Genomic DNA, 21505 nt, shown 5'->3' with positions numbered 1-21505 from the left:
AGCTTCTGCATGAATGACATTCTCAACCATCGTGCTTTAAAGGACAAACAGCGCGGCATCCGCGACAGTTTTCCTTCAACCATGGGCTTGCGCGTTCATCGCGCTATCAGTTGGATCGGGCGTGCAGAAACCTGCGCAGATGACAATGATGGGCCAGCAGCCGATGTGTAATCATCCACGGCACTCGCGATATTCCGGAACAGATCCTTGTAGTCGACGATGTAGCCGAAATCCTTGTCATCCCCATCGAGGCGGTTCACCCGGACGCTTTACGCCTGCGTACGGAGCAGTTGGTTGCGTGTGTCATGGACCCCGATTTGAACCTACCGGTACCAAGTCGTTGAAATAATGAGGAATTCGATAGGCGTGTTGTGTGGAACGCAACGAAAAACCCCGGCAAGTCAGTGACTTAGCGGGGTTTTGAGGGTGTTTTTGATTGCGGGGGCAGGATTGCTTCTCAGCTTGCGGCAACCGCAAGTTGAGAGCAAAGCGGGATTAATAGGCTGTTTTAATGAACTTTTTTCGGCACACGCATGACCTCTTACTGAAATAAATGCCCCCTACCCTCATAAAGCGTAAAGCTTATGCATCCAGAGCTATGTCCGCTTCCGCCTCATCTCGGTCGTAAGAGGATATGTTTGATCATCCGGAAAGCGGACGGTCTGCAATAGCTCTCGTTACCGGTCACTGGCCGACATTGTTTACGTTTCCTAGGTGTTTAGTCCCGTGTTTTGATGGTGCATTATTCAGTCAGGAATGGAGGGATGCACTGTGGGACAGATTTTACACGGGAGCGCCCGCACGACAGAGGCGGTCCGTCGAGCGATACACGATAGTCAAGAGAGCCTGAGGGTTCTGGCCAGGCGTTATGGGATCAACCCGAAGACGGTTGCGAAGTGGAAGAAGCGCACTGCGGTCGGTGATTTGCCGACCGGCCCCAAAGACGCGCATTCGACGGTGCTGAGCATTGAGGATGAGGCGATCATCGTTGCTTTCCGCCGTCACACGCTGCTGCCGCTGGACGACTGCCTCTACGCACTCCAGGCGACGATCCCGCACCTGACGCGATCATCCCTGCATCGCTGCCTGCAACGACACGGGATCAGCCGACTACCCGAGGTGACGGGAGACAAAAAACCCAGGCGCAAGTTCAAGGCTTATCCGATTGGCTATTTTCACATTGATATTGCTGAAGTGCAGACTGCGGAGGGTAAGCTGCGCCTGTTTGTCGCGATAGACCGTACCAGCAAATTCGCCTTTGTCGAACTGCACCGGGAAGCCGGAAAAATGATTGCCGCAGGTTTTCTGCGGAACCTGATCGCAGCAGTCCCTTATGCCATCCATACAGTTTTGACCGACAACGGCATCCAGTTCACCAGTCAGACACGGCATAAATACGCCTTCCACCCTATCTTTGATCGGGTGTGCGACGAAAACGGTATCGAGCATCGGCTGACAAAGGTGAAGCATCCATGGACCAACGGCCAGGTTGAGAGGATGAACCGCACGATCAGGGAGGCAACAGTCAAACGCTTCTATTATGAAACACATGACCAGTTGCGTCAGCACCTCGCGGACTTCGTCATGGCCTGCAATTTCGCCCGAAGGCTCAAGACGCTACGCGGTCTCACTCCATATGAATTCATTTGCCAGCAGTGGGAAAAAGAACCATCACGGTTCATACATAACCCGCACCATCAAAATACGGGACTAAACAACTAGCGCATCAGGTCGGACCAGATCGCTGGCGAATGGACGAGAGCGCGGAAGCCACGCTGCGGGAGATCAGTGAGCGCAATGATATCATCAAGCGCATTCATCGGTGTCTGACGGAGCAGAAGACCGACCGTGCCACGTCCTCCTGGGTGCTGGCGGGGGAGAATATCACCGATCCCGTCATTGGACGACATGAATTTTTGTTGTCAGTCCGCCTCGTGACCGTCCGATGGCCTGATCTGCGCCCCCTTTTTCAGGGCACCCGGACAATCGTGCTGTCGATCATCATGTATTCGTTGTCGTGATCTGCTGCCAGATGACGAAAGATCCTTTCAATCACACCACTTTCGCACCAGCGGCGCAGACGGCGATGTATGTTTTTCCAGTCTCCGAAACGGGCAGGAAGGTCACGCCAGGGGATGCCTGCACGATAGCGATACAGCACGGCTTCCACAAACAGACGGTTGTCCGCCGCAGTGCCGCCAACATGACCTTCCCGACCGGGAAGAAAATCCTTTATCCGCTTCCACTGGTCGTCGCGCAAACCGTATCGCCGCATTCATCCATCTCCCTCAAAACCGGGGAAACAGACACCACAGGCAGACAGAAAGTACAACCCTCACGCGCCACACTCAGGACTTAACTGAAGACACGCCGTAGGTAACATTCGTTTGTACCACACGGTGCGGTGTAGTATTTATTTGTGAGGTTAGAGATGGCCAATTGTGCCTTCAAACCTTTAACTGTCTGACTTAAAATGAGTTGAGTGATTTCAGTTGGTTATGATTCATGGGTTTGCGAGAACCTGATGAGATCAAGATGGCCTGGACTGAAATCACCCGCGCGCAGTATCGCCGGGACGACCTTAAGTATGCAAGTGACCTGCGCGATGCGGAATGGGCGCTGATTGCGCCGCTGATGCCCGAGAGGAAACGACTGGAAAGACCACGACGCACCGATTTGCGCCGGGTCATGGAAGCGATCCTCTATATCGTCACGACCGGCTGCCAATAGCGGCAACTGCCCCGGCACTTTCCTGCCTTCACGACCGTGCAAGGCTATTTCTATCGGTGGATACGCGAGGGAAGGTGGGAGGCCATGAACCATATTCTCGTGATCCTTTCGCGTGAGCAGGACGGACGAGACGCCACGCCTTCGGTGGGCATCATCGACAGCCAGTCGGTGAAAACTGCAGAAAATAGCGGTCTGCGCGGCTATGACGCGGGCAAGAAGATCAAAGGACGCAAGCGGCATATCGCCACCGATACACTGGGACATATCGTCGCGGCCGTAGTGCATCCTGCCGACATCCAGGATCGCGACGGCGCGCCGCTCGTAGCGGCCCGAATCAGGTCCTTGTTCCCCTGGCTTCGCCATCTGATCGGTGACGGAGGGTATGCTGGCGAAAAGCTGCGTGGCGCGTTGGCCGAACTCGGCCGGTGGACGATCGAGATCGTCAAGCGCAGCGATCGGACAGAAGGCTTTGTCGTCCTGCCGAAACGCTGGATCGTGGAGCGCAGCATCGCATGGCTCGGACGCTGCCGCCGCCTCACGAGGGATGTCGAGGCAACAATCTCCTCATCCCACGCGTGGCTGATGATTGCCCATATCCGCAGAGTTCTGCGAAAAATCAATCAAACCGCTTTCTGATTCAGGCTCTGAGAGCCTGCTTGGAAAACCACGGATGAGCATTTCTGCGGATCATCTGTGCGCCTGCGCTGTCGGAGATGTCGGCTGGTGTCAGGTTGACCATCAGCAGGCGCCCGTGCGTGTCTTTTCATAGAAGCGTGCGTGTCTTTTACTTTAATTCTGGACTCACGTTACTTCCAACTGTGACAGGGCGTATTTTCGCCAGAAATCCGCTCGTTCATACTTCTCACACCATATCAGGGAGAAAACTGTGAGCGCTCATTTCGAGCTCTTCAAAGACAAAGCGGAAGAATTCCATTTTCGCCTGAAAGCCCCTAACGGCAGGATCATTCTCGTCAGCGAAAGCTATCAACAGAAAACCCGTGTCACGAACGGCATTGAATCACGCAGAAAAAACGCGCCAGACGCATCCGTCATTGATCTCAGCCACGCCTGAACCATCGTGCCTGATCAATGCCTCTGACCCGGCGAACCTGAACCAGAGACATTGGCATTGAATCGTCGCCTCTTGCGGGAAGCAGCGCTTTCAGCAATGCGTCGTCTATCTCTCCCGCTCTTGCGGAATTGACATCGTACCCCCCGCCGGGTCCGACGCGAACCGAGCCAGGCGGATGGACTGGAAGCCCCTTTCCGAAAGCAATATCACGAAAGAGCCCTGCGGTCCGCCGTTCCTCTTTCAGTTACCCATGTGAAGGCGTCATCGGGTTCCACCGATGAATGTTCGCACGACTGCCAAAAACGTCACCAGCGTCAGAAAACGGTTGTCTTTCGCCGGTTTCCTGCCGCACCCACACACAACGCTTCCCGGATATCTCCGATGGTTCGGGTCAACCCTTGATACGACGCAGCAACGCAATCGATTCAACACAGGCCGCAGCCGCTTCACGGCCCTTGTTGTGCACATCAGCACGTGAACGGGACACGGCCTGCTCTTCTGTATAGGTCGTGAGAATACCGAACGCGATTGGCGTTTCCGTCACAAGCGAAGCCTGCTGGATGCCGACCGTGGCGCCGAGGCTGATGAACTCGAAATGCGCCGTGTCGCCCTTGATGACACAACCAAGGCAGATCACGCCTTCATACTTGCCGGTCTTCGCCAGCGTCTGAGCCAGCAACGGCAGTTCGAATGCACCCGGCGCGAGGAATACATCCTCATCCGCGACTGAAATGCCGTGTTCGCCGAGCCATTCGATGGAACCGTTGCGCAGACCGCCTGTCACATCCTCATTGAAACGGCTCACAACCAGCGCCAGACGCGGAGCCGGTGTCAGGTGAAGGGAAGGCATGGATTCAGGAGAACGTGTGCTCATATCAGAGAAAAACCTTTTCAGTAGAAATCAGCGAACGGGGGCCGGAACGGACTCGGCCAGCAGAGCGTGCCCCATCCGTTTACGCTTGGCGTCGAGATAGGCGCGATTGAAGGGGTTCGGCGTGACTTCCAGCCCAACACGTTTGCGGACAGTAAATCCACGCTCTTCCAGCGCCTTGACCTTGGCTGGATTGTTGGTCAGCAGGTCCAGTGTCGTCACACCCAGATCACGCAGGACAGCCGCAGCGGCAGACCAGTCACGCTGGTCTGTGTTGAAGCCCAGTTCATGGTTGGCGTCGATGGTATCCAGTCCACGATCCTGAAGGGCATAGGCGCGGATCTTGTTACCCAACCCGATGCCACGTCCCTCATGACCACGGACGTAAAGCAGCACGCCGCTTTCAACCTGCCCTATTTCATGCAGTGCTTTCTGAAGCTGATTGCCGCAGTCGCATCGCATTGAACCAAGCGCGTCGCCCGTCACGCATTCGGAATGCATCCGCACAAGCGGCACAGCGCCTTTTGCTGCCGGGTTACCCTTGACCAGCGCCACATGCTCGACACCCTCCGCGTCACGGAAAGCATGGATCATCAGATCCTCGCCGCCATACACACTCGGTAGATGGGCCTCAGCCAGCTCTGCTACGACAGAACTGCTCACCGGATCAGCCGTGACGGTCTCGTCCGAAATTGGCGTCGTGCCATGCTGTCTCACCCATGCCGTCAGTTCGGCAATCGAGACAATCGGCAGATCATGTTTGCGCCCGAATACTTCCAGTTCGGGACGACGCGCCATCGTGCCGTCTTCACTCAGGATTTCACAGATCACGGCAGCAGGCGCGCAACCCGCCAGACGCGCGATGTCGATGGAGCCTTCCGTATGACCGTCGCGTTCCAGCACGCCGCCGGGTGCTGCGCGCAGCGGGAAAATATGACCCGGCGAGACGAGATCAGCCGGTTTCGCATCTGCCGCAACGGCGGCCAGAATGGTCCGCGCACGGTCATGGGCGGAAATACCCGTGGTCACACCTTCATGCGCCTCGATGGACACCGTAAAAGCGGTGCTGCGCGGGGCGTTATTGACCTTCACCATCATCGGCAGGGCAAGCTGCTCGACACGTTCCGGCGTGAGCGGCAGGCAGACGAGGCCACGCCCGTGCGTCACCATGAAGTTCATCGCGGCAGGCGTCATGAACTCCGCCGCCATCACAAGGTCGCCTTCGTTCTCCCGATCCTCATCATCAACCATGATGACCATGCGACCTTCACGGATTGCCTCGACTGCCCGTAACAGCGAAAGAGGCATCCTGTCTTTCATCGATACTGACATACGCTCTCCACATATTTTGCAATCACGTCGACTTCGACATTCACCGGCTCACCCGATGAAAGCGCGCCAAGCGTGGTGTGATCCCATGTGTGGGGAATGATCATCACCTCGATGGTGAATTCCCCATCCTTCGGCGCGCCCACGGCGTTCAGCGTCAGGCTGATACCGTCCAGCGTGATCGATCCCTTCTCGACCATGTAACGACGCAGTGCTGCGGGCGCCGAGAACGCCAGCTTCCGGGCATCCCCCACCATATCCGCCGTGCAGAAGGTCGCGATGCCGTCCACATGACCCTGCACGATATGGCCAGACAGCCGCGTAGCTGGCGTGACGGCGCGTTCCAGATTGACGCGGGAGCCTTCCTTCAACCGCCCGAGCGCCGTGCGATCAAGACTTTCAGCACTGACGAAGAAGCGGACCCGGCCCTCTGCGTTGAACTCCGTCGCGGTCAGGCAGACGCCGTTCACCGCAATGCTCTCACCAAGGATCACGTCGGTGATGCCCGTGTCGATATCGAGGATACAGGACGCATTTCCGGGCTGAACCGCAGCGACCGTCCCCAGATGCTCGATGATTCCTGAAAACATACGTCCCTCTCACGTAAAATCGTTCTGACCAGCGACAATCGTTCCGGCGAGTTCATCAAAGAGCGCCAGAGGGGTCGCTTCATGACGCCGTTCAACTGAAAAATCCTCGTTGCCGTCAGGACGTACCGCAATGCGCAGCCAGTCGTCCCACAGGCTCCGCGCCCGCAGTTCACCGAGCAGGGTGGGACCAGCCTCGACCAGTCCCCACAGCACGCCAGCCTCGGCAAGGCGTTTCGGAACCTCCTCGATAGAATCAGAAAAGATCACCTCGAAGCGGCGCTCCGCCATGGTCAGCCAGTTCTGCGGGACTTCCCGTGTACGGGAACAGACGACCAGCATGCGAGGTTTACGCCCCATGTGGTCGTCGATGCGTCGCACATCCAGTCCTGGCAGGTCGGCGCGAACGGTGCCCCCCGCCGTAACGACCGCGTCCGTGGCACGACGGAGACGATGCGCAAGATTCAGCGCGGCGTTGGATGTAAAGGTCGTTCTGCCCGTGGGTGGCGCCATCAGACCGTCTGTATTGACGGCCTGCTTTACCGTCAGCCACGCGCGCTGATCCACACTCCAGCGTATAAACGGGGCGATCAGACCGCGACACTGCGCAAGCAGAAGCCGGCCATCAGGAACACTGTGAAGTTCGCGCTCCAGCCAGCGGACTTCACGCCCCTCCCTTTCCAGTCTGGCGGCGCCTCCACCGGCCACTTTCGGGTTGGGGTCAGCACAGCCGATCCAGATGGTTTTCACCGGCGTCGCGAGCAGCCCCTCAGCGCACGGTGGAGTACGGCCGGTGTGATTGCAGGGCTCCAGGGTGACAATGGCTGTCGCAATACGGTCAGTCAGACCGCGCTCGGCACAGGACCGCAGGGCGTTCGCTTCGGCGTGCAGCGCTCCGGCCCGATGATGGGCCGCCACAGCAAGAATGGCCCCTTCCGCATCAAGCAGGGCGCAACCGACCGGTGGATTGGGAGCAGTCGCACCCACAAAACGCGACGCTTCCGCCACCGCTGCGTGGAACGCTTTTCCTGCCTGAAGATACACAGAGCCGTCGGCCATTCACCTCGTCCACCAACACGACACACAACACACGTCGAATCAGGGCGGACGGACGGCAGCAGACACAGGACACACCAATGGTGTCTGTTTTGCTCCGCTGTTCTCTTTCATCCGGACTATACCGTCGGCTCCGGAATTACACCGGATCTGCTGACCCTGCCTCGTGAGAGGAAGGCGCTCGCGGGCTTCCGCTTCCTTTCGGGAGCGATTACCGCCGGTGGGGAATTGCACCCCGCCCTGAGAACGTCTTCAACTATGTGGTCCTGCCCGTGGAAAAAGCAAGAGACTTTTCATGAAGCGTCACTTCACAATGGCTTAACGATCGCGGTTTCGTCCTGAAGTGTCTGTTTGCCGGCATGTACGCAGGACCGTTGCCAAGAAGAAACATCTGTGATGCGGTGTTGCTACCGCTCTGCAGCCAGACAGGAAACACCATGCTCCTTCATACCGTGCGCACGTCCATGCGCAGCCTGCTTGCCGCAGGAACCATGCTGCTTACCCTTGCTTCTGGCGTCTGCGCCCAGACTGTCGCTCCTCCGGGCGTGCCCTTGTGGAAAACCTTGCCTCCGACGCCCTCGCCCCTGTCCGCTGACGCCAATGGTCTGCCGGTCCAGAGCGGTTATGTGAAGACGGATGACGGTGCGAAAATCTATTACGCGACAGCCGGAGAAGGTGAGCCTGTTCTCCTGCTGCATGGTGGCCTCGCCAACTCGGACTATATGAGCGGCCTGGCGCGGGCCCTGCTGGCCGCACATTATCAGGTGATTGTCGTGGACTCACGCGGGCATGGGCGCAGTTCGCCCGGAAAGACACCCATCGGCTATGACCGCATGGCCGATGACGCCGTAGCCGTGCTCACACACCTGAAGATCGGGCGGGCGGCCATTGTCGGCTGGAGTGACGGCGGCATCCAGGGCATCGATCTGGCGCTACGCCACCCCGACCGCGTGACCCGCGTCTTCTCCTTCGCGCCCAACATCACCACGGATGGCGTGGATACCTCGGCGACAGACAACCCGACCGTGCAGTCCTACATCGCCCGTGCGAAGCAGGAATATCGTCATCTCTCTCCCTCACCAGGACGCTTCGGAAAATTTGAGGCCAGCATTGAGCATATGTGGTCCGATCAGCCGAACTGGAGTGATGAGCAGGTCGCAGGCATCACCACGCCGATCTGGATTGTGGATGGCGATCATGACGAGATGATCCATCTCCCGCATATCCAGCACATCGCGCATGTGATTCCTCAGGCAGGGCTGCTGATCCTGCCGAATCTCAGCCACTTCGCCTTTCTCCAGAACCCCCGACTGTTTTCAGAAACAGTGATCAATTTCCTGAACCTTCCCACGCCGTAACGGGTCGCCGGACTGCGCGTTCCTGATGGCGACATGGTCAGGACCGAGCTCAGGGCGGTCAGCTCCGTGGTCCTGATCTGCATTGATCGCACAAAAATTGATCGCACAGAACCTCACCATGCCCTGAGGCGCTGGACGCATTCTCAGGCGAGTGCCATCACGGACCAACCTCTGTGATTGTCATAAACAAGGAACCGCCATGCGCCTGCCGGATTTCGAAGCCTGGGCCATTTTCGTCAAGGTTGCCGAGCACGGTTCATTTGCGAGAGCCGCTGAGGCCATTCAGCTTTCCACCCCCACCGTTTCCAAGGCCATCAGCAGACTGGAAGCGTTTCTCGGTATTGCGCTGTTCAATCGCACCTCCCGCCAGCTTTCGCTGACCGAGACGGGACGCGATACGCTGCTTCATGCCCGGCGCATGCTGGTCGATGCCGAAGCTGCGGAAAGTGAGGCGCGCGACAGCACGCGCATTCCGTCCGGCGTGGTCAGGATCGCGGCCCCCATGACGTTCGGAACCGACCACCTCTCTCCCATGCTCCCCGCCCTGCTGAACCGCTACCCGGATCTTGAACTCGACATTCACTTCAGTGATTCATTGACCGATGTGGTCGCGGACGGATTTGACATGGCGATCCGTATCGCATCTCTCACGGACTCAACACTGAAAGTCAGAAAGCTCTGCTCGGTGAAGCGTCGTCTCGTCGCAACTCCGGCCTGGTATGATCAGGTCGGCCCTATCACGCATCCGGACGACCTCTCAAAGCTGAAAGGCTTTGTCTACACCAACACCAATACGCCGGGCAGCATGAAACTCATCCATCAGGATGGTGAGGTTTTCGTATTATCCCAGCAGGCCCTGATGCGCGCCAACAATGCAGAAGCCTTCCTGCCTTCTCTTGAGGCCGGACTGGGCTACGGTCTTTTTCCTGAATTCATGATCTGGCAGGGATTACGGGAAGGTCGTTTTATCCTGCTCCTGCCTGAGTGGAACGTCTTCCCGATCGGGATCTATCTGGTCACGCCGCCCAGCACACGTCGCCCGCTGCGGGTGACCGCCGTCATGGACTATCTGACGCACGCTTTCACCACCATGCCGTGGGCCCAGGACAGCGAGACATCAAGCTGAAAAGCCAGGGCATGCAAGCGCCTTGACGTGCCCCCTGGAAATGTAACCAATTAAAAGTAGAGTTCGATCGAGAAGGATACGGACGGATGAAACGCAATCGTTTTACGGAAGAGCAGATAGAGCTGGCCCCGGAAAATCGGACAGGGTGATAAGCTATCCCCGGCCTGGATAAGGACAGGGACTGATGGGCAAGGTTACGAGGAAACGATATTCGGGTGAGTTCAAGTCACGGGTTGCTCTTGAGGCGATCCGTGGCGAGCAGACGTTGTCGGAAATGGCGTCGAAGCACGGTGTGCATCAGACGATGATTGCCCAGTGGAAGCGTCAGACGATCGAGGGCATGGCTGCGAGCTTTTCGGGCAAGGCCGTTGCGGAGCCTGCGACGAGCGCCGCCGAGGTCGAGAAGCTTCACGCGAAGAACGGCCAGCTTCTGGTGGAACGGGATTTTTTGCGGGATGCCTCTGTTCGCCTGGGCGTGACCAGAGGCGGAAAATGATCGACCCGCACCGTCCCCGCCTGTCGATCGTCCGGCAATGTGCCCTGCTGAGGCTCAACCGATCGGGGGTATATTATCAGCCTGCGCCTGAAAACGCGTTCAACCTGATGCTGATGCGGCTGATCGACGAGCAGTTCATGGAAACGCCGTATTATGGCGCCCGGCAGATGGCGCGGCACCTTCGCCGTCTGGGCCATGAGGTAGGCCGCAAACGGATCGGACGGCTGATGACCCGGATGGGGCTGGTTGCGATTTATCAGAAGCCCAGGACGACGGTACCCCACCCGGAGCATCGCACATATCCCTATCTTCTGCGGGACCTGACGATCGACCGGCCCAACCAAGTCTGGTGTTCGGATATCACCTACATTCCGATGCGCCGGGGTTTTCTGTATCTGACGGCGATCATGGACTGGACGACGCGCAAGGTTCTGGCCGGGCGCCTGTCCAATACCATGGATGCGGACTTTTGCGTCGAGGCCCTGAAGGATGCCCTCACGCGCTACGGGACGCCGGAGATTTTCAACACGGATAGTCAGAAGATGGTAGCCAGTTCCCGGACGGTTTGTCTCAAACACTGATCGACCACGGTAGACTGGCGCTGCGAGGCGCCCGGTGCGGTCTGACCCGCACTCTGATCGACTGTTGTGTCTTTCCCTGGACCTGTCGACCGCCCGGGAGCACCGCGCAGAGAGGCTTTGCCTCGGCCATTGCCTGTGACCCGAGAAGGGCCTGACCTGACTGGTCTCGTGACTGTCCTGTCCATGCAGCGGGCCGCGGCTGAGCCATTGAGAGCGATCAGTCGGAGGCACGGTCATGGATGGAAACGAAAAAACGACGCGCGTAATCGTTGGCGGCGTCGATACCCACAAGGATCTGCACGTCGCGGCCATCGTCGACGAGCAGGATCATGTTCTGGGCACACAGAGTTTTCCTGCGACACGACAGGGTTATCGACAGATGCTGGTATGGATGCGCGCGGCGGGCAATCTTCTGCGTGTCGGGGTTGAATCGACCGGTAGCTATGGCGCGCGGGGTTGCTGCGCTATTTGCAAGCTGCCGGGGTCGAGGTGTTGGAGGTCACAGCGCCTGATCGGCATGACCGTCGCCGGCGTGGCAAGAGTGACGATCTGGATGCTCAGAGCGCTGCCCATGCTGCTTTTGCTGGTCAGCGGACTGTTACCCCGCGCCGTAGAGACGGCATGGTGGAATCTCTCCGAGTTCTGCGGGCATGTCGGAAAACAGCTGTAAACGCCAGAAAAGTCGCATTACAGATGATCCAGAATACGATCGTCGCGGCGCCGGATGCGCTGCGGGAGCAGCTACCAGCCTCGTCGGGAAAAACGATCCGCCATCGACTGAACCGAGGCGGTGATCGGGCAGCCAACAGCGCTCTGCATCTTATCGCCATCGGCCGCCTGTGAACCGACGAAAGGACACGTGCTTATGTCGCCAAGCGCATCGCAGAAGGTCACTCCAAACTCGAAGTCATCCGCATCCTGAAACGCTATATCGCCCGCGAGGTCTATGGCGTCATCATACGCCGGCATCGCGAGATCAACGCATCTCGTTTAGCCGCTTGACATACAGAAGGGCGTCCAGGGCAGCCAATTCACCACGCCGCGCTTCACCGAAGTGCTGCAGGAGCGGCAGAGCCGCATCAGCATGGACGGGCGCGGCCGCTGGATGGACAATGTCTTCATCGAACGGCTCTGGAGGTCATTGAAATATGAATGCGTGTATCTCCACGCTTTCGAGACCGGCTCGGAACTTCGTGCAGGCCTTGCGAAATGGATTGGTCATTATAATTCGCGGCGTCCGCATTCGGCTCTCGCTGGACGCACGCCCGATGAGGCGTATCATGGGTTTGCTCCGACACCGTTGCCGGGGTTAACCCCGGCAACGGTGTCGGTCAGCAACAACGAGAAATTGGCGGCATAGCAACACCGGGCAATAGCTTATTCAACCCGCAAATCTGTCCGAACGAATGGGGCCACCTCAGATCATAGAGATCCTGAAGGAGCAGGAGGTTGGGCTGAAGGTCTCTGATCTTTGCCGCAAACACGAGATCAGTGACGCGACCTTCTACAAATGGAAGACCCGTTATGGTGGCCTTGAGGTATCCGAGGCCAAACGGTTGAAGGCGCTGGCAGATGAAAACAGCCGCCTGAAACGTCTTCTGGCGGACGCGATGCTGGATAATGCCGCGCTGAAGGAAATCGTTGGAAAAAAGTGGTGACGCCTGTCGCAAAGCGGCAGGCGGTCCGACACATTCAAGAGGCTCTGGACCGCCTCTGTCGTGCGGGCTCTCCCGTGTAAAATCTGTCCTATAGCGCGTCCCTCCATCCCTAACCGGATAATGCATCAGCAAAACACGGGACCATACAACTGGCGTTGAAAAACATTCGAATTACTATTTTTTACATCGCAAAATGAAACTATACCGCTAGAAATTGACACCAGCCGTAAATCCGTAGGTTCGAGGTGGTGCGTACATTATCACATCACCATTTGACTGAGAAAAGAGACTTAGTGAATAAGCAGAATTTGTCAGATTGTTTGCCCATACTGCAATATTGTAGCGGTTTGAAGGTGACGTCCAACCAAGCTGTGCATTGAACAAGCTATATGGCTTCTGGTGTAATCTGTTATCTGGTTCGCCATAAAAACCACTATTATAACGGTACGACCCGGTAAAGCGGAAGTCACCCACGAGACTAGGTTGAACATAAGTCAATGAAAGAGAAGCCGTTACGGACGACGAATAAGGCAAATGCCTTCCTTTGGCGCTACCTTGCCCATAATAAGTTCCTCCACAAACTCCCGAAATGGTGGCACCACACGGCTCGGGCGATGTAATATCTGCTTGCGGATATGACGTGAAGCGGGAATCTAAAAGCTCGACACCAAATGTACCAGTAAGATTTTTAATAATCTTATATCTACCATTTAGGTCAATACCTTTTACGTTTGCTGAAGCCCCGTTCATAATATCCAAGATACCTGTCGCATAACTTTGAACTTGAATATTATTGTATATATAATAAAATCCAGCCAGATCTATATTAAGTCTTTTACTAAAGGCGCTAAATTTCACTCCCGTTTCGAATGAGTCAACAGTTTCAGGCTTATACGGAACAACTGGAAGCAGCGAAGGATTCCAACCACCACTCTTAAATCCATGGTTGTAAGACACATATCCAAACAAATTGTCGTTGAAGTTGTGCTCAAGTGCGACCTTGGCTGAAGGACCATGATAAATTTTCGACCCAGAAGAATGACTAATACCTAGACTGCTGCCATCGCTCGCATAATTTGGATTATTTATACTTATTGATCTGCCTTCAATATCATATCTTACCTCTGCGATAACGCGGGTGTCCCGGTCAATCGCAAAAGACATGTTGCCGTAAATACCTCCCGTATTCGTACGACTATGCGTGAAATAGTCCATACGTGTGTATGGTGCATAGAGATCACCCGAAAGCTCCGTCGGATCATACCAAGCATCTTCATGCATAAAAAACATCCCGCTACGCCAAGTGAACAACGAATGCTGACCACTTAACCTTATCTCTTGTGTAATCTGCCGATGATTTTCCGTCAGCGATATATTCTCCGCGAGAAGAGGATTATTGGTCAGGGCACCATCCTCACCCGTCTTTGAATACATCAGACGGATACCTGATATTGTCTCCAGACTAATACCGTTAAGGTCAACCTTACTTTTAACGGCAAAACCCCCAGTATTAAGAATACCGGACGGATCATTCGGGCCGTTGAGATCGTGTGGACCAACCGGGATATTACCACCCACAGGAGTGGTCCCTGGAGCAGGCTGAAGAATAGGGCTATACAACATATGACCATAGTCAGATATAAAATATAGTTTAACGTTATCCTTTGGTCGATATAACCATTTGGAACGAACAAAAAAACTTTGTGTCTTGTCTATATCCTTATTTGTATAATAGTTTTTTCCGTAACCATCTTCTTGGTCACTAAACCTTACAGCAATATCCGCTGAAAGTTTTTTGGATATTCCACCAGTTACATAAAAAGTCCCTTGTGTGGTAGCGTAATTTCCATAACCGATGTTCGCCGAACCAGAAAATTTTTGAGCAGGATCTTTAGTGCTGATCTGGATGGCACCACCAGTTTCGCTCCTCCCGCCACTCGTTCCTTGCGGACCATTTAATACGCTCAATGAAGCAATATTGTTAAAATCTGTCGCTCCTCCTACAGTCGAAGCATAATAGATGTCGTCAACATAAAGCCCGACCGAACTTTCTACACCCGGTCCTGTTGCCGTCGTACCAAGACCACGAAGATGAGGTTTAGCCCAGGCTGCCTCCTGTCCGTAATTTAGGCTAGGCACCAAGATCTGTAGATCAGCAACATTTTTTATACCTGCATCTTGAAGATATTTTGCTGTATAGGCCGTAGCGGTTTGAGCACTTCTTCTAAACCGACCCGTTACCGATGTTCCGACTATCTGGATGTTCTCAGGATTATGTCTAGTAACGCTCCTTCGTCTGGCTGGTTTGATTCGACCGACACCCAACTGTTTCGAACGGACATCAGTGAAATTATCCGAACGTGACATTTCGGGCGCATTGCGATGTGAAGCTGCATTAGCTTGTAAAACGCCTTGTGAGGAGACCATTACCATGCAGCCAGTTGTCAATATGACAAGCAGGCGATTTCTGCACACCCGCACCTTCAAGGCGCTCGAAACGAGGCCTCTGCACCAAACGATCATACAACACCCCATACATTACTATATCGAAACAAATATGACACAAAGCCGCATTGAGCATCACAGGAAGCACATCATGAACTAATTCATTTTGTGAAAATAAATTCAATTATATAATACAATTAATAAAATACGTATTTTAATTTTATTTACACCATATTTAAAATAATAATTTCATTAAATGCATAAAGCATTACATTTTTATTTACCACATTCGTAATTTATTTCTTATTATTTATACATAGATTTAGAGCGTTTTCGCCGCGGGATATAGCTGCATTACGTTCCTGCGCCATATCCCGACATTGAAATACCTGTGACTTTCTATGAAAGATGTCTCAAACCATCGTGTTTCAGGGAGCCCTCAGAAGCTTGTAACCGCCTTCGGTTTGTATTCCGGATGTAGTTCCATGTCATAGGCGCCATGCTCGTTTTCCTTCTCGGCGAAATAGCTCAGGCCGACGACGGGGCTACCAGACTGAAAGATTGGCCAGTTAAGCACAGTTGGACGTACCCGCATCCATTCACCGGGGAAAATATAAATTACAGCTTCGGTACCATTTTGCAGTTTCAATCCTTTGGCCATGGTACCCGCGAAGCAGAAATGAAAATCCAGCACCGGGAAGCGGTGCGGCGTCATGTATGCTTTGAAATCCTCATCGCGCAACGACGTCGGTTCCACCTCTGCATCGCTGTCGAACAAGGTAATGAACTGACGAGAGTCGCCCGGTTTTACAGGAGGGACATAGATGCCGATACGGCGGGCCTGAAAAGTGAAGTTGTGTCTGGCAAGCAACCTTTCCACCCCTGTAGCGACATCGTTGTAGAGCCTGTTAGCAAATTGCCGGTTGAACTTGGTGGTCGGATCGTTGGCGAAAGCAAGAAAGTCGGCGGGCACATTAAAAGCGCCGATTTCCATAGGGGTCACCAATTCATTGATCTTGGAGATATCGGTAAAGATTTCGCCGTTTTCGAGCCTCAAGAGTGCCATGCTACAGTTTCCATCCCAAATATTAATGTCAACGCCCCGTCATCCACGTCATGCCGTGCTTTCCGGAGAGTGGGCGACGAAGACAATCATGATTTTTAACCTTCGGCTTGCGCCGTGGATTCAAGCGGTGCCTCGTTCCGCCTTCAGCACCATGTCCAGATACCAGTTATAGAATTTGCTCATTTGGACCTCGAGCCGTGGATGCAAGATCGAGCGTCGATTGGTCTTGGAAGTGATGCCCTTTTGAACAATCCGACAGGCGAACTCGTCTTCTAGTTGCACTTGATAGGCGAAATCGGTCTGGGACTTTATTGCCTCTTCGGCGTTAACAGATTCCAGCGCCCATTTGGGAAACGCTTGGCAGACCTTGCCACGATTGGCAGTAACGCGGTTGCCGAATTCAAAGATGAGATAAGTGCTCTGGTAATTATTCAACCAAGTTCCCAGAGTCGGAAACCCGAAGAGCACTCGTGGGTCATTATCCCAGTCAACACCTTTGACGCCCGGCGGAATGCCAAAAGGCTGGAGATATTCAGGCGGCACGCCTTCCTTCCACCACATACGATAGGAACAACAGGCCTTCCCACCCCAACTTTCTTCCGTGTTTTTGGCCGGTATCTCTCGTTCGATGCGGTCATGGTGAACACCGACATGGTGATAACCTTCCATGCCAGCCTCGACCGTAAGCTTCCAGTTCCACGGCGCATCGAACTCGTAGGCATAACTGTGCTGAAAGTCACTGACATTCCATGTATTGAAAATCGGTTCGATCGGCGCGTACTGCGGGGCCAACGGCTCCGCATTTGAATCGAAATTAATGAAGACAAAACCTTGCCAAATCTCCAGACGGACTTCCGGCATCCTGCACTTATGCTTATCGAACCCGGCAATCTGCTCGACCGAGACTCCTTGAAGAGTACCGTCAAGATTGTAGGTCCAGCGATGGTAGGGACACATCAGCAGCTTGATATTGCCCCGGCCTTCCTCAACAATCTGGGCAAAGCGATGCTGACAGACATTGATGAGCGCACGCAGCACTCCGTCACGCCCGCGGACGATGAGAATCGGTTCATCGAACATCCTTGTCGTGAAATAATCTCCAGGATTAGGCACCTCCTCCTGACGTCCAACAATCAACCACTGCTTCTTCAAGATATTTTCGATTTCCCACTGATAAAAGTCTTCATCGTAATAAAGACGAGAAGGAAGAGAACTGTAAATTCCGTTGAATCCTTCGCGGATTCCCTTGATCTCATCCTGCGTGAACCAATGTGACTGAGTCACTACACCTTCCCCTCTCTTGCAAATTGCGACCGCACGGGTTCCCGAACCGACGCCCCGTCACCGACGCCGCGCATCTGAATCCACCAACCAAGTTCAGGGTCACATTAATCCGTTGCATTTACGCATCAAATTGATTTTTGTAATTATGCCGATAATCCAGCATAATTCTCCTATTTCCGTTCCTGAGCTTCAGGTGGAAGGATTCGACATTGTAAAAGCATTCGAGATAGTTTTGCTCAACCAGACGATCGCGGGATCGGTGGCGAAGCGCTTGTGCGCATGAACGCTGATCGGAATCAGCGGAAGTTCAAAAGGCAAGCGTAAAACTCGAAAATCCTCGGCATTGACAAGACGCGAGACTACGCTGGCCGGAAACAAGGCCGCTAGATCCGTGTTACGCACGATTGCCGGTAACACCGAAAGATGGGAAAGACGCGCGGCAACATTCCGCTCTATGTGCAGGTCGGACAAGTGCCTTTCCATCACTCCGTAACCGGGCACCGACTTTGAGACATCCACGAAAGTTAGGTCGCAGAAATCTTGGATGGTCAGTTCCCCGGAACTAGCGAGATGCTCTTTCCTGACGATGCAGACATGCCGATCATGAAGCATTGGCATGGTCGTATAATTCTCAGTATCCAGAATATAGCCGACCGCGATATCGGTTTTGCCCGATTTGAGAAGACCATGAATATTAGTGATATCGAGATTGGTCGTCTCGATTTTCACATTGGGTGCTTGCGAACGGATAATTTGCAGAATTTCTGGCAGGAAATAATATTCACTGATATCCGTCATAGCCACATGAAAAGTACGGGTCGCATCGGCCGGACGAAAGAAACGCTGCCCAAGTAGAGCCTGCTCAACAATCTGGAGCGATGCCGTCAACGGTTCGTAAAGTCGCTTCGCGGCATCGGTCGGTACCATCTCATTACCCACACGCACGAACAGAGGATCGTCAAACTGCTCGCGCAAACGTCTCAGCGTATGGCTGATTGCGGGCTGAGTAAGACCCTGCTGGTCACCCGCGATCGTTAGGCTGCGCGCGTCCCATATAGCGACAAAGATTTTCAGCAAGTTAAGATCGAACGTCCTGAGGGCCTTATGTCGAGCCATATCACTTCTCCTTTTTTCAGCGAGGACAACATTGAACGACGTCTGTCAGGCAACAGATTCCTCACCGTGGCGTGCATAATCATCAAGCCAGTTTCCGCTCGATTGGACACAGGGGGGGGTAGACCATTCCCCACAATTACGATCGCTCAGCACGCCAGCCTTAGGTGTTTAGTCCCGTATTTTGATGGTGCGGGTTATGTATGAACCGTGATGGTTCTTTTTCCCACTGCTGGCAAATGAATTCATATGGAGTGAGACCGCGTAGCGTCTTGAGCCTTCGGGCGAAATTGCAGGCCATGACGAAGTCCGCGAGGTGCTGACGCAACTGGTCATGTGTTTCATAATAGAAGCGTTTGACTGTTGCCTCCCTGATCGTGCGGTTCATCCTCTCAACCTGGCCGTTGGTCCATGGATGCTTCACCTTTGTCAGCCGATGCTCGATACCGTTTTCGTCGCACACCCGATCAAAGATAGGGTGGAAGGCGTATTTATGCCGTGTCTGACTGGTGAACTGGATGCCGTTGTCGGTCAAAACTGTATGGATGGCATAAGGGACTGCTGCGATCAGGTTCCGCAGAAAACCTGCGGCAATCATTTTTCCGGCTTCCCGGTGCAGTTCGACAAAGGCGAATTTGCTGGTACGGTCTATCGCGACAAACAGGCGCAGCTTACCCTCCGCAGTCTGCACTTCAGCAATATCAATGTGAAAATAGCCAATCGGATAAGCCTTGAACTTGCGCCTGGGTTTTTTGTCTCCCGTCACCTCGGGTAGTCGGCTGATCCCGTGTCGTTGCAGGCAGCGATGCAGGGATGATCGCGTCAGGTGCGGGATCGTCGCCTGGAGTGCGTAGAGGCAGTCGTCCAGCGGCAGCAGCGTGTGACGGCGGAAAGCAACGATGATCGCCTCATCCTCAATGCTCAGCACCGTCGAATGCGCGTCTTTGGGGCCGGTCGGCAAATCACCGACCGCAGTGCGCTTCTTCCACTTCGCAACCGTCTTCGGGTTGATCCCATAACGCCTGGCCAGAACCCTCAGGCTCTCTTGACTATCGTGTATCGCTCGACGGACCGCTTCTGTCGTGCGGGCGCTCCCGTGTAAAATCTGTCCCACAGTGCATCCCTCCATTCCTGACTGAATAATGCACCATCAAAACACGGGACTAAACAGCTAGGTACTGCAGCGTGAGACAACATCCTCCTCGTTGACCGAAGCTCCAATCACCTCAATGCGAGATACAGATTGATTTTAGCTCGGTGTAGGCGTTTACCCAATCGGTACCAAACTCACGACCAAGTCCGGACTGCTTGATGCCACCGAAAGGCAGCGCTGGATCGATAAAGCTATGCGTGTTGACCCAGACGGTGCCCGCATCAAGCTGGCGCGTCAGCGTCATCGCTGCCTTCAGGTTCTGCGTCCAGACGCTGGCAGCCAAACCCATGTCGGTATCGTTGGCAAGCGCGATCGCCTCGTCCCGACTCCCGACTTTCTGGATCGCGATAACCGGACCAAAGACCTCCTCCCGCTTGAGCGCGACATTATCGGCCGGCGCGATCACAATATGCGGACTGACGAAATAGCCGTCACCTTCCGGCACCTGCGCTCCTGCAATGACTTTCGCCTTGGCCTTGGCATCGTCAAGATAGCGCGTGACCTTGGTTTTATGTTCCCTGGACACCAGTGGCGTCACCTGGGCGGCAGGATCCATACCGGCACCCACGGGCAGCGACTTGATGGCGTCCGCAAGCGCTTCCACCAGCTGATCATGAATCGCTTCCTCAACGTAAATCCGCGAGGCCGCAGCACAGACCTGCCCCTGATTGAAGAATCCGCCCCCCATCAGACCCGGCACCGTCACTTCGAGATCAGCATCCGCCAGCACCACCGCCGGGTTCTTTCCACCCAGCTCCAACCCGATCGGCACCATGTTCTCCAATGCGGCGCGCGCGATCGCCTTGCCCGTAGCGGTCGAACCGGTGAAGGTGATCTTGCGGATCAGCCTGTGCGAGACGAGCGCGGAGCCCGCGCCCTGCCCTGTTCCGGTCACGACGTTGAGCACGTCATCAGGCAGCCCAGCCTCAAGCGCCAGTTCGGCCAGCCACAGCGCCGATAGCGGAGTGAATTCGGAAGGCTTCAACACAACCGAGCAGCCGGCAGCCAGAGCGGGCGCGAATTTCCAGGTAGCAATGGCCATCGGAAAGTTCCACGGCACAATGCCCGCAACCACGCCTACCGGCGCGCGACGCGTATAGGCGGTCCAGCGATCCGGGCCGGGCGGCATGGAAAGATCCATTGTCCGTCCCTCGACCTTTGTCGTTAATCCGGCTGCGTAGCGCAACCACTCTGCGGAACCGGCGCTGGCAAAGAGGCGGGAAAGATGGATCGATTTGCCCTGCTCTAGCGTCTCAAGCTGCGCCAGTGCCTCGCCGTTCTTCTCGATGAGTTCGGCAAAGCGGAACAGAATGCGTTCGCGCTCGGCAGGTGTCTTGTTGCGCCAGCGCCCGTCACGAAAGGCGGCATGTGCCCGTTCCACCGCATCATTGACATCTTCAGTTACCGCATCGACCACTTCTGCGATGGGCAGGCCAGACGCAGGGTCAAATACGGGAATCCGCCCCTTCGACCGCCCCGCGATGCGCTTGCCGCCAACCACAATTCCCGGCTCGCGCGCCAGAAACGCGCGCGTCGCAACATTGATCTCAAACTTGCCCCGATAAACCATCACTCATCTC

Annotated in this window: 15 protein-coding genes, 8 pseudogenes and 1 riboswitch; of the genes and pseudogenes, 11 read left to right on the top strand and 12 right to left on the bottom strand. The window is 54.9% G+C overall.

Annotation, left to right across the window (positions count from 1 at the left end; translation table 11 throughout):
* Positions 1-9: 9 nt before the first annotated feature.
* The 3 genes and pseudogenes from A0U92_RS17630 to A0U92_RS18585 all read left to right on the top strand — a co-directional run.
* Positions 10-171, top strand: coding sequence for a hypothetical protein (locus A0U92_RS17630; RefSeq protein ID WP_187668843.1), 162 nt, complete (start codon positions 10-12; stop codon positions 169-171).
* Positions 172-771: 600 nt separating this feature from the next.
* Positions 772-1722 (top strand): IS481 family transposase, encoded by a 951-nt coding sequence (locus tag A0U92_RS02800; protein WP_077814207.1) that lies wholly within the window; start codon positions 772-774, stop codon positions 1720-1722.
* Positions 1710-1907 (top strand): annotated as a pseudogene (locus A0U92_RS18585) (DUF3363 domain-containing protein); the annotation flags it as partial. The gene A0U92_RS02800 and the pseudogene A0U92_RS18585, both read left to right, overlap by 13 nt.
* On the opposite strand, the pseudogene A0U92_RS02790 reads toward A0U92_RS18585, so the two are convergent.
* A pseudogene (locus tag A0U92_RS02790) lies at positions 1903-2275 on the bottom strand (IS5 family transposase); the annotation flags it as partial. The pseudogenes A0U92_RS18585 and A0U92_RS02790 overlap by 5 nt on opposite strands.
* 260 nt (positions 2276-2535) lie before the next feature.
* Between A0U92_RS02790 and A0U92_RS02785 the strand changes: the two are divergent.
* Positions 2536-3366 (top strand): annotated as a pseudogene (locus A0U92_RS02785) (IS5 family transposase).
* 28 nt (positions 3367-3394) lie between these two features.
* On the opposite strand, the pseudogene A0U92_RS18580 reads toward A0U92_RS02785, so the two are convergent.
* Positions 3395-3490, bottom strand: a pseudogene (locus tag A0U92_RS18580) (IS5/IS1182 family transposase); the annotation flags it as partial.
* Positions 3491-3616: 126 nt separating this feature from the next.
* On the opposite strand from A0U92_RS18580, the gene A0U92_RS02780 reads away from it, so the two are divergent.
* Positions 3617-3802 (top strand): YegP family protein, encoded by a 186-nt coding sequence (locus A0U92_RS02780; protein WP_077811914.1) that lies wholly within the window; start codon positions 3617-3619, stop codon positions 3800-3802.
* Positions 3803-4193: 391 nt separating this feature from the next.
* On the opposite strand, the gene ribH is transcribed toward A0U92_RS02780, so the two are convergent.
* Genes ribH through ribD form a run of 4 tightly spaced genes read right to left on the bottom strand, consistent with a single transcriptional unit; the run spans position 4194 to position 7648 of the window.
* The gene (gene ribH, locus A0U92_RS02775; protein ID WP_077811913.1) at positions 4194-4676 is read right to left on the bottom strand and encodes a 6,7-dimethyl-8-ribityllumazine synthase; all 483 of its coding nucleotides are present in this window, start codon (positions 4674-4676) and stop codon (positions 4194-4196) included.
* A 27-nt stretch (positions 4677-4703) separates the two neighbouring features.
* Positions 4704-5981: a 3,4-dihydroxy-2-butanone-4-phosphate synthase gene (gene ribB, locus A0U92_RS02770; protein WP_077814206.1), complete on the bottom strand. Its 1278-nt coding sequence runs from the start codon at positions 5979-5981 to the stop codon at positions 4704-4706.
* A gap of 8 nt (positions 5982-5989) precedes the next feature.
* Positions 5990-6592 carry a riboflavin synthase gene (locus tag A0U92_RS02765; RefSeq protein ID WP_077811912.1) on the bottom strand — a complete coding sequence of 201 codons (603 nt, stop codon included), beginning with the start codon at positions 6590-6592 and terminating at the stop codon, positions 5990-5992.
* Positions 6593-6601: 9 nt separating this feature from the next.
* Entirely contained in the window at positions 6602-7648 is a 1047-nt protein-coding gene (ribD, locus tag A0U92_RS02760) for a bifunctional diaminohydroxyphosphoribosylaminopyrimidine deaminase/5-amino-6-(5-phosphoribosylamino)uracil reductase RibD (protein WP_077811911.1), read from the bottom strand.
* A gap of 95 nt (positions 7649-7743) precedes the next feature.
* Positions 7744-7897: riboswitch (FMN riboswitch) on the bottom strand.
* A 185-nt stretch (positions 7898-8082) separates the two neighbouring features.
* Between ribD and A0U92_RS02750 the strand changes: the two genes are divergently transcribed.
* The 6 genes and pseudogenes from A0U92_RS02750 to A0U92_RS02720 form a co-directional block, all read left to right on the top strand.
* A complete protein-coding gene (locus A0U92_RS02750) occupies positions 8083-9003 on the top strand; it encodes an alpha/beta fold hydrolase (RefSeq protein ID WP_077811909.1) in 921 nt (306 codons plus the stop codon).
* 199 nt (positions 9004-9202) lie between these two features.
* The gene (locus tag A0U92_RS02745) at positions 9203-10129 is read left to right on the top strand and encodes a LysR family transcriptional regulator (protein WP_077811908.1); all 927 of its coding nucleotides are present in this window, start codon (positions 9203-9205) and stop codon (positions 10127-10129) included.
* Positions 10130-10313: 184 nt separating this feature from the next.
* Positions 10314-11185 (top strand): annotated as a pseudogene (locus tag A0U92_RS17115) (IS3 family transposase); the annotation flags it as partial.
* A 256-nt stretch (positions 11186-11441) separates the two neighbouring features.
* A pseudogene (locus A0U92_RS02730) lies at positions 11442-12208 on the top strand (IS110 family transposase).
* Between the two features lie 16 nt (positions 12209-12224).
* Positions 12225-12566, top strand: a pseudogene (locus A0U92_RS02725) (transposase); the annotation flags it as partial.
* Between the two features lie 46 nt (positions 12567-12612).
* Positions 12613-12905 (top strand): annotated as a pseudogene (locus A0U92_RS02720) (transposase); the annotation flags it as partial.
* Positions 12906-13071: 166 nt separating this feature from the next.
* Here A0U92_RS02720 and A0U92_RS02715 read toward each other — a convergent pair.
* From A0U92_RS02715 to A0U92_RS02690, 6 genes are all read right to left on the bottom strand, one after another.
* Positions 13072-15297 (bottom strand): TonB-dependent receptor, encoded by a 2226-nt coding sequence (locus A0U92_RS02715; protein WP_187668842.1) that lies wholly within the window; start codon positions 15295-15297, stop codon positions 13072-13074.
* A 451-nt stretch (positions 15298-15748) separates the two neighbouring features.
* The gene (locus A0U92_RS02710) at positions 15749-16375 is read right to left on the bottom strand and encodes a hypothetical protein (RefSeq protein WP_077811904.1); all 627 of its coding nucleotides are present in this window, start codon (positions 16373-16375) and stop codon (positions 15749-15751) included.
* Between the two features lie 120 nt (positions 16376-16495).
* Positions 16496-17659, bottom strand: coding sequence for an aromatic ring-hydroxylating oxygenase subunit alpha (locus A0U92_RS02705; RefSeq protein ID WP_077811903.1), 1164 nt, complete (start codon positions 17657-17659; stop codon positions 16496-16498).
* Between the two features lie 189 nt (positions 17660-17848).
* On the bottom strand, positions 17849-18775 hold the full coding sequence (locus A0U92_RS02700) for a LysR family transcriptional regulator (protein WP_077811902.1): 927 nt from the start codon (positions 18773-18775) through the stop codon (positions 17849-17851).
* A 160-nt stretch (positions 18776-18935) separates the two neighbouring features.
* Positions 18936-19886, bottom strand: a complete 951-nt coding sequence (locus A0U92_RS02695; RefSeq protein WP_077814204.1) for an IS481 family transposase — start codon at positions 19884-19886, stop codon at positions 18936-18938.
* 112 nt (positions 19887-19998) lie between these two features.
* Entirely contained in the window at positions 19999-21495 is a 1497-nt protein-coding gene (locus tag A0U92_RS02690) for an aldehyde dehydrogenase family protein (RefSeq protein ID WP_077811901.1), read from the bottom strand.
* Positions 21496-21505: the final 10 nt, after the last annotated feature.

The sequence above is a fragment of the Acetobacter aceti genome (genome assembly GCF_002005445.1).
Lineage (GTDB): Bacteria > Pseudomonadota > Alphaproteobacteria > Acetobacterales > Acetobacteraceae > Acetobacter > Acetobacter aceti_B.
Note: the sequence above shows the minus strand (reverse complement) of the source record. Positions and strands in the feature narration are given on the sequence as shown.

Coding starts and splice junctions, on each gene's coding strand:
- A0U92_RS02700 (WP_077811902.1), bottom strand. CDS start 18,775: ATGGCTCGACATAAGGCCCTCAGGACGTTCGATCTTAACTTGCTGAAA.
- A0U92_RS02715 (WP_187668842.1), bottom strand. CDS start 15,297: ATGGTAATGGTCTCCTCACAAGGCGTTTTACAAGCTAATGCAGCTTCA.
- A0U92_RS02690 (WP_077811901.1), bottom strand. CDS start 21,495: ATGGTTTATCGGGGCAAGTTTGAGATCAATGTTGCGACGCGCGCGTTT.
- A0U92_RS02710 (WP_077811904.1), bottom strand. CDS start 16,375: ATGGCACTCTTGAGGCTCGAAAACGGCGAAATCTTTACCGATATCTCC.
- A0U92_RS02745 (WP_077811908.1), top strand. CDS start 9,203: ATGCGCCTGCCGGATTTCGAAGCCTGGGCCATTTTCGTCAAGGTTGCC.
- ribD (WP_077811911.1), bottom strand. CDS start 7,648: ATGGCCGACGGCTCTGTGTATCTTCAGGCAGGAAAAGCGTTCCACGCA.
- A0U92_RS17630 (WP_187668843.1), top strand. CDS start 10: ATGAATGACATTCTCAACCATCGTGCTTTAAAGGACAAACAGCGCGGC.
- A0U92_RS02750 (WP_077811909.1), top strand. CDS start 8,083: ATGCTCCTTCATACCGTGCGCACGTCCATGCGCAGCCTGCTTGCCGCA.
- A0U92_RS02765 (WP_077811912.1), bottom strand. CDS start 6,592: ATGTTTTCAGGAATCATCGAGCATCTGGGGACGGTCGCTGCGGTTCAG.
- ribH (WP_077811913.1), bottom strand. CDS start 4,676: ATGAGCACACGTTCTCCTGAATCCATGCCTTCCCTTCACCTGACACCG.
- ribB (WP_077814206.1), bottom strand. CDS start 5,981: ATGCCTCTTTCGCTGTTACGGGCAGTCGAGGCAATCCGTGAAGGTCGC.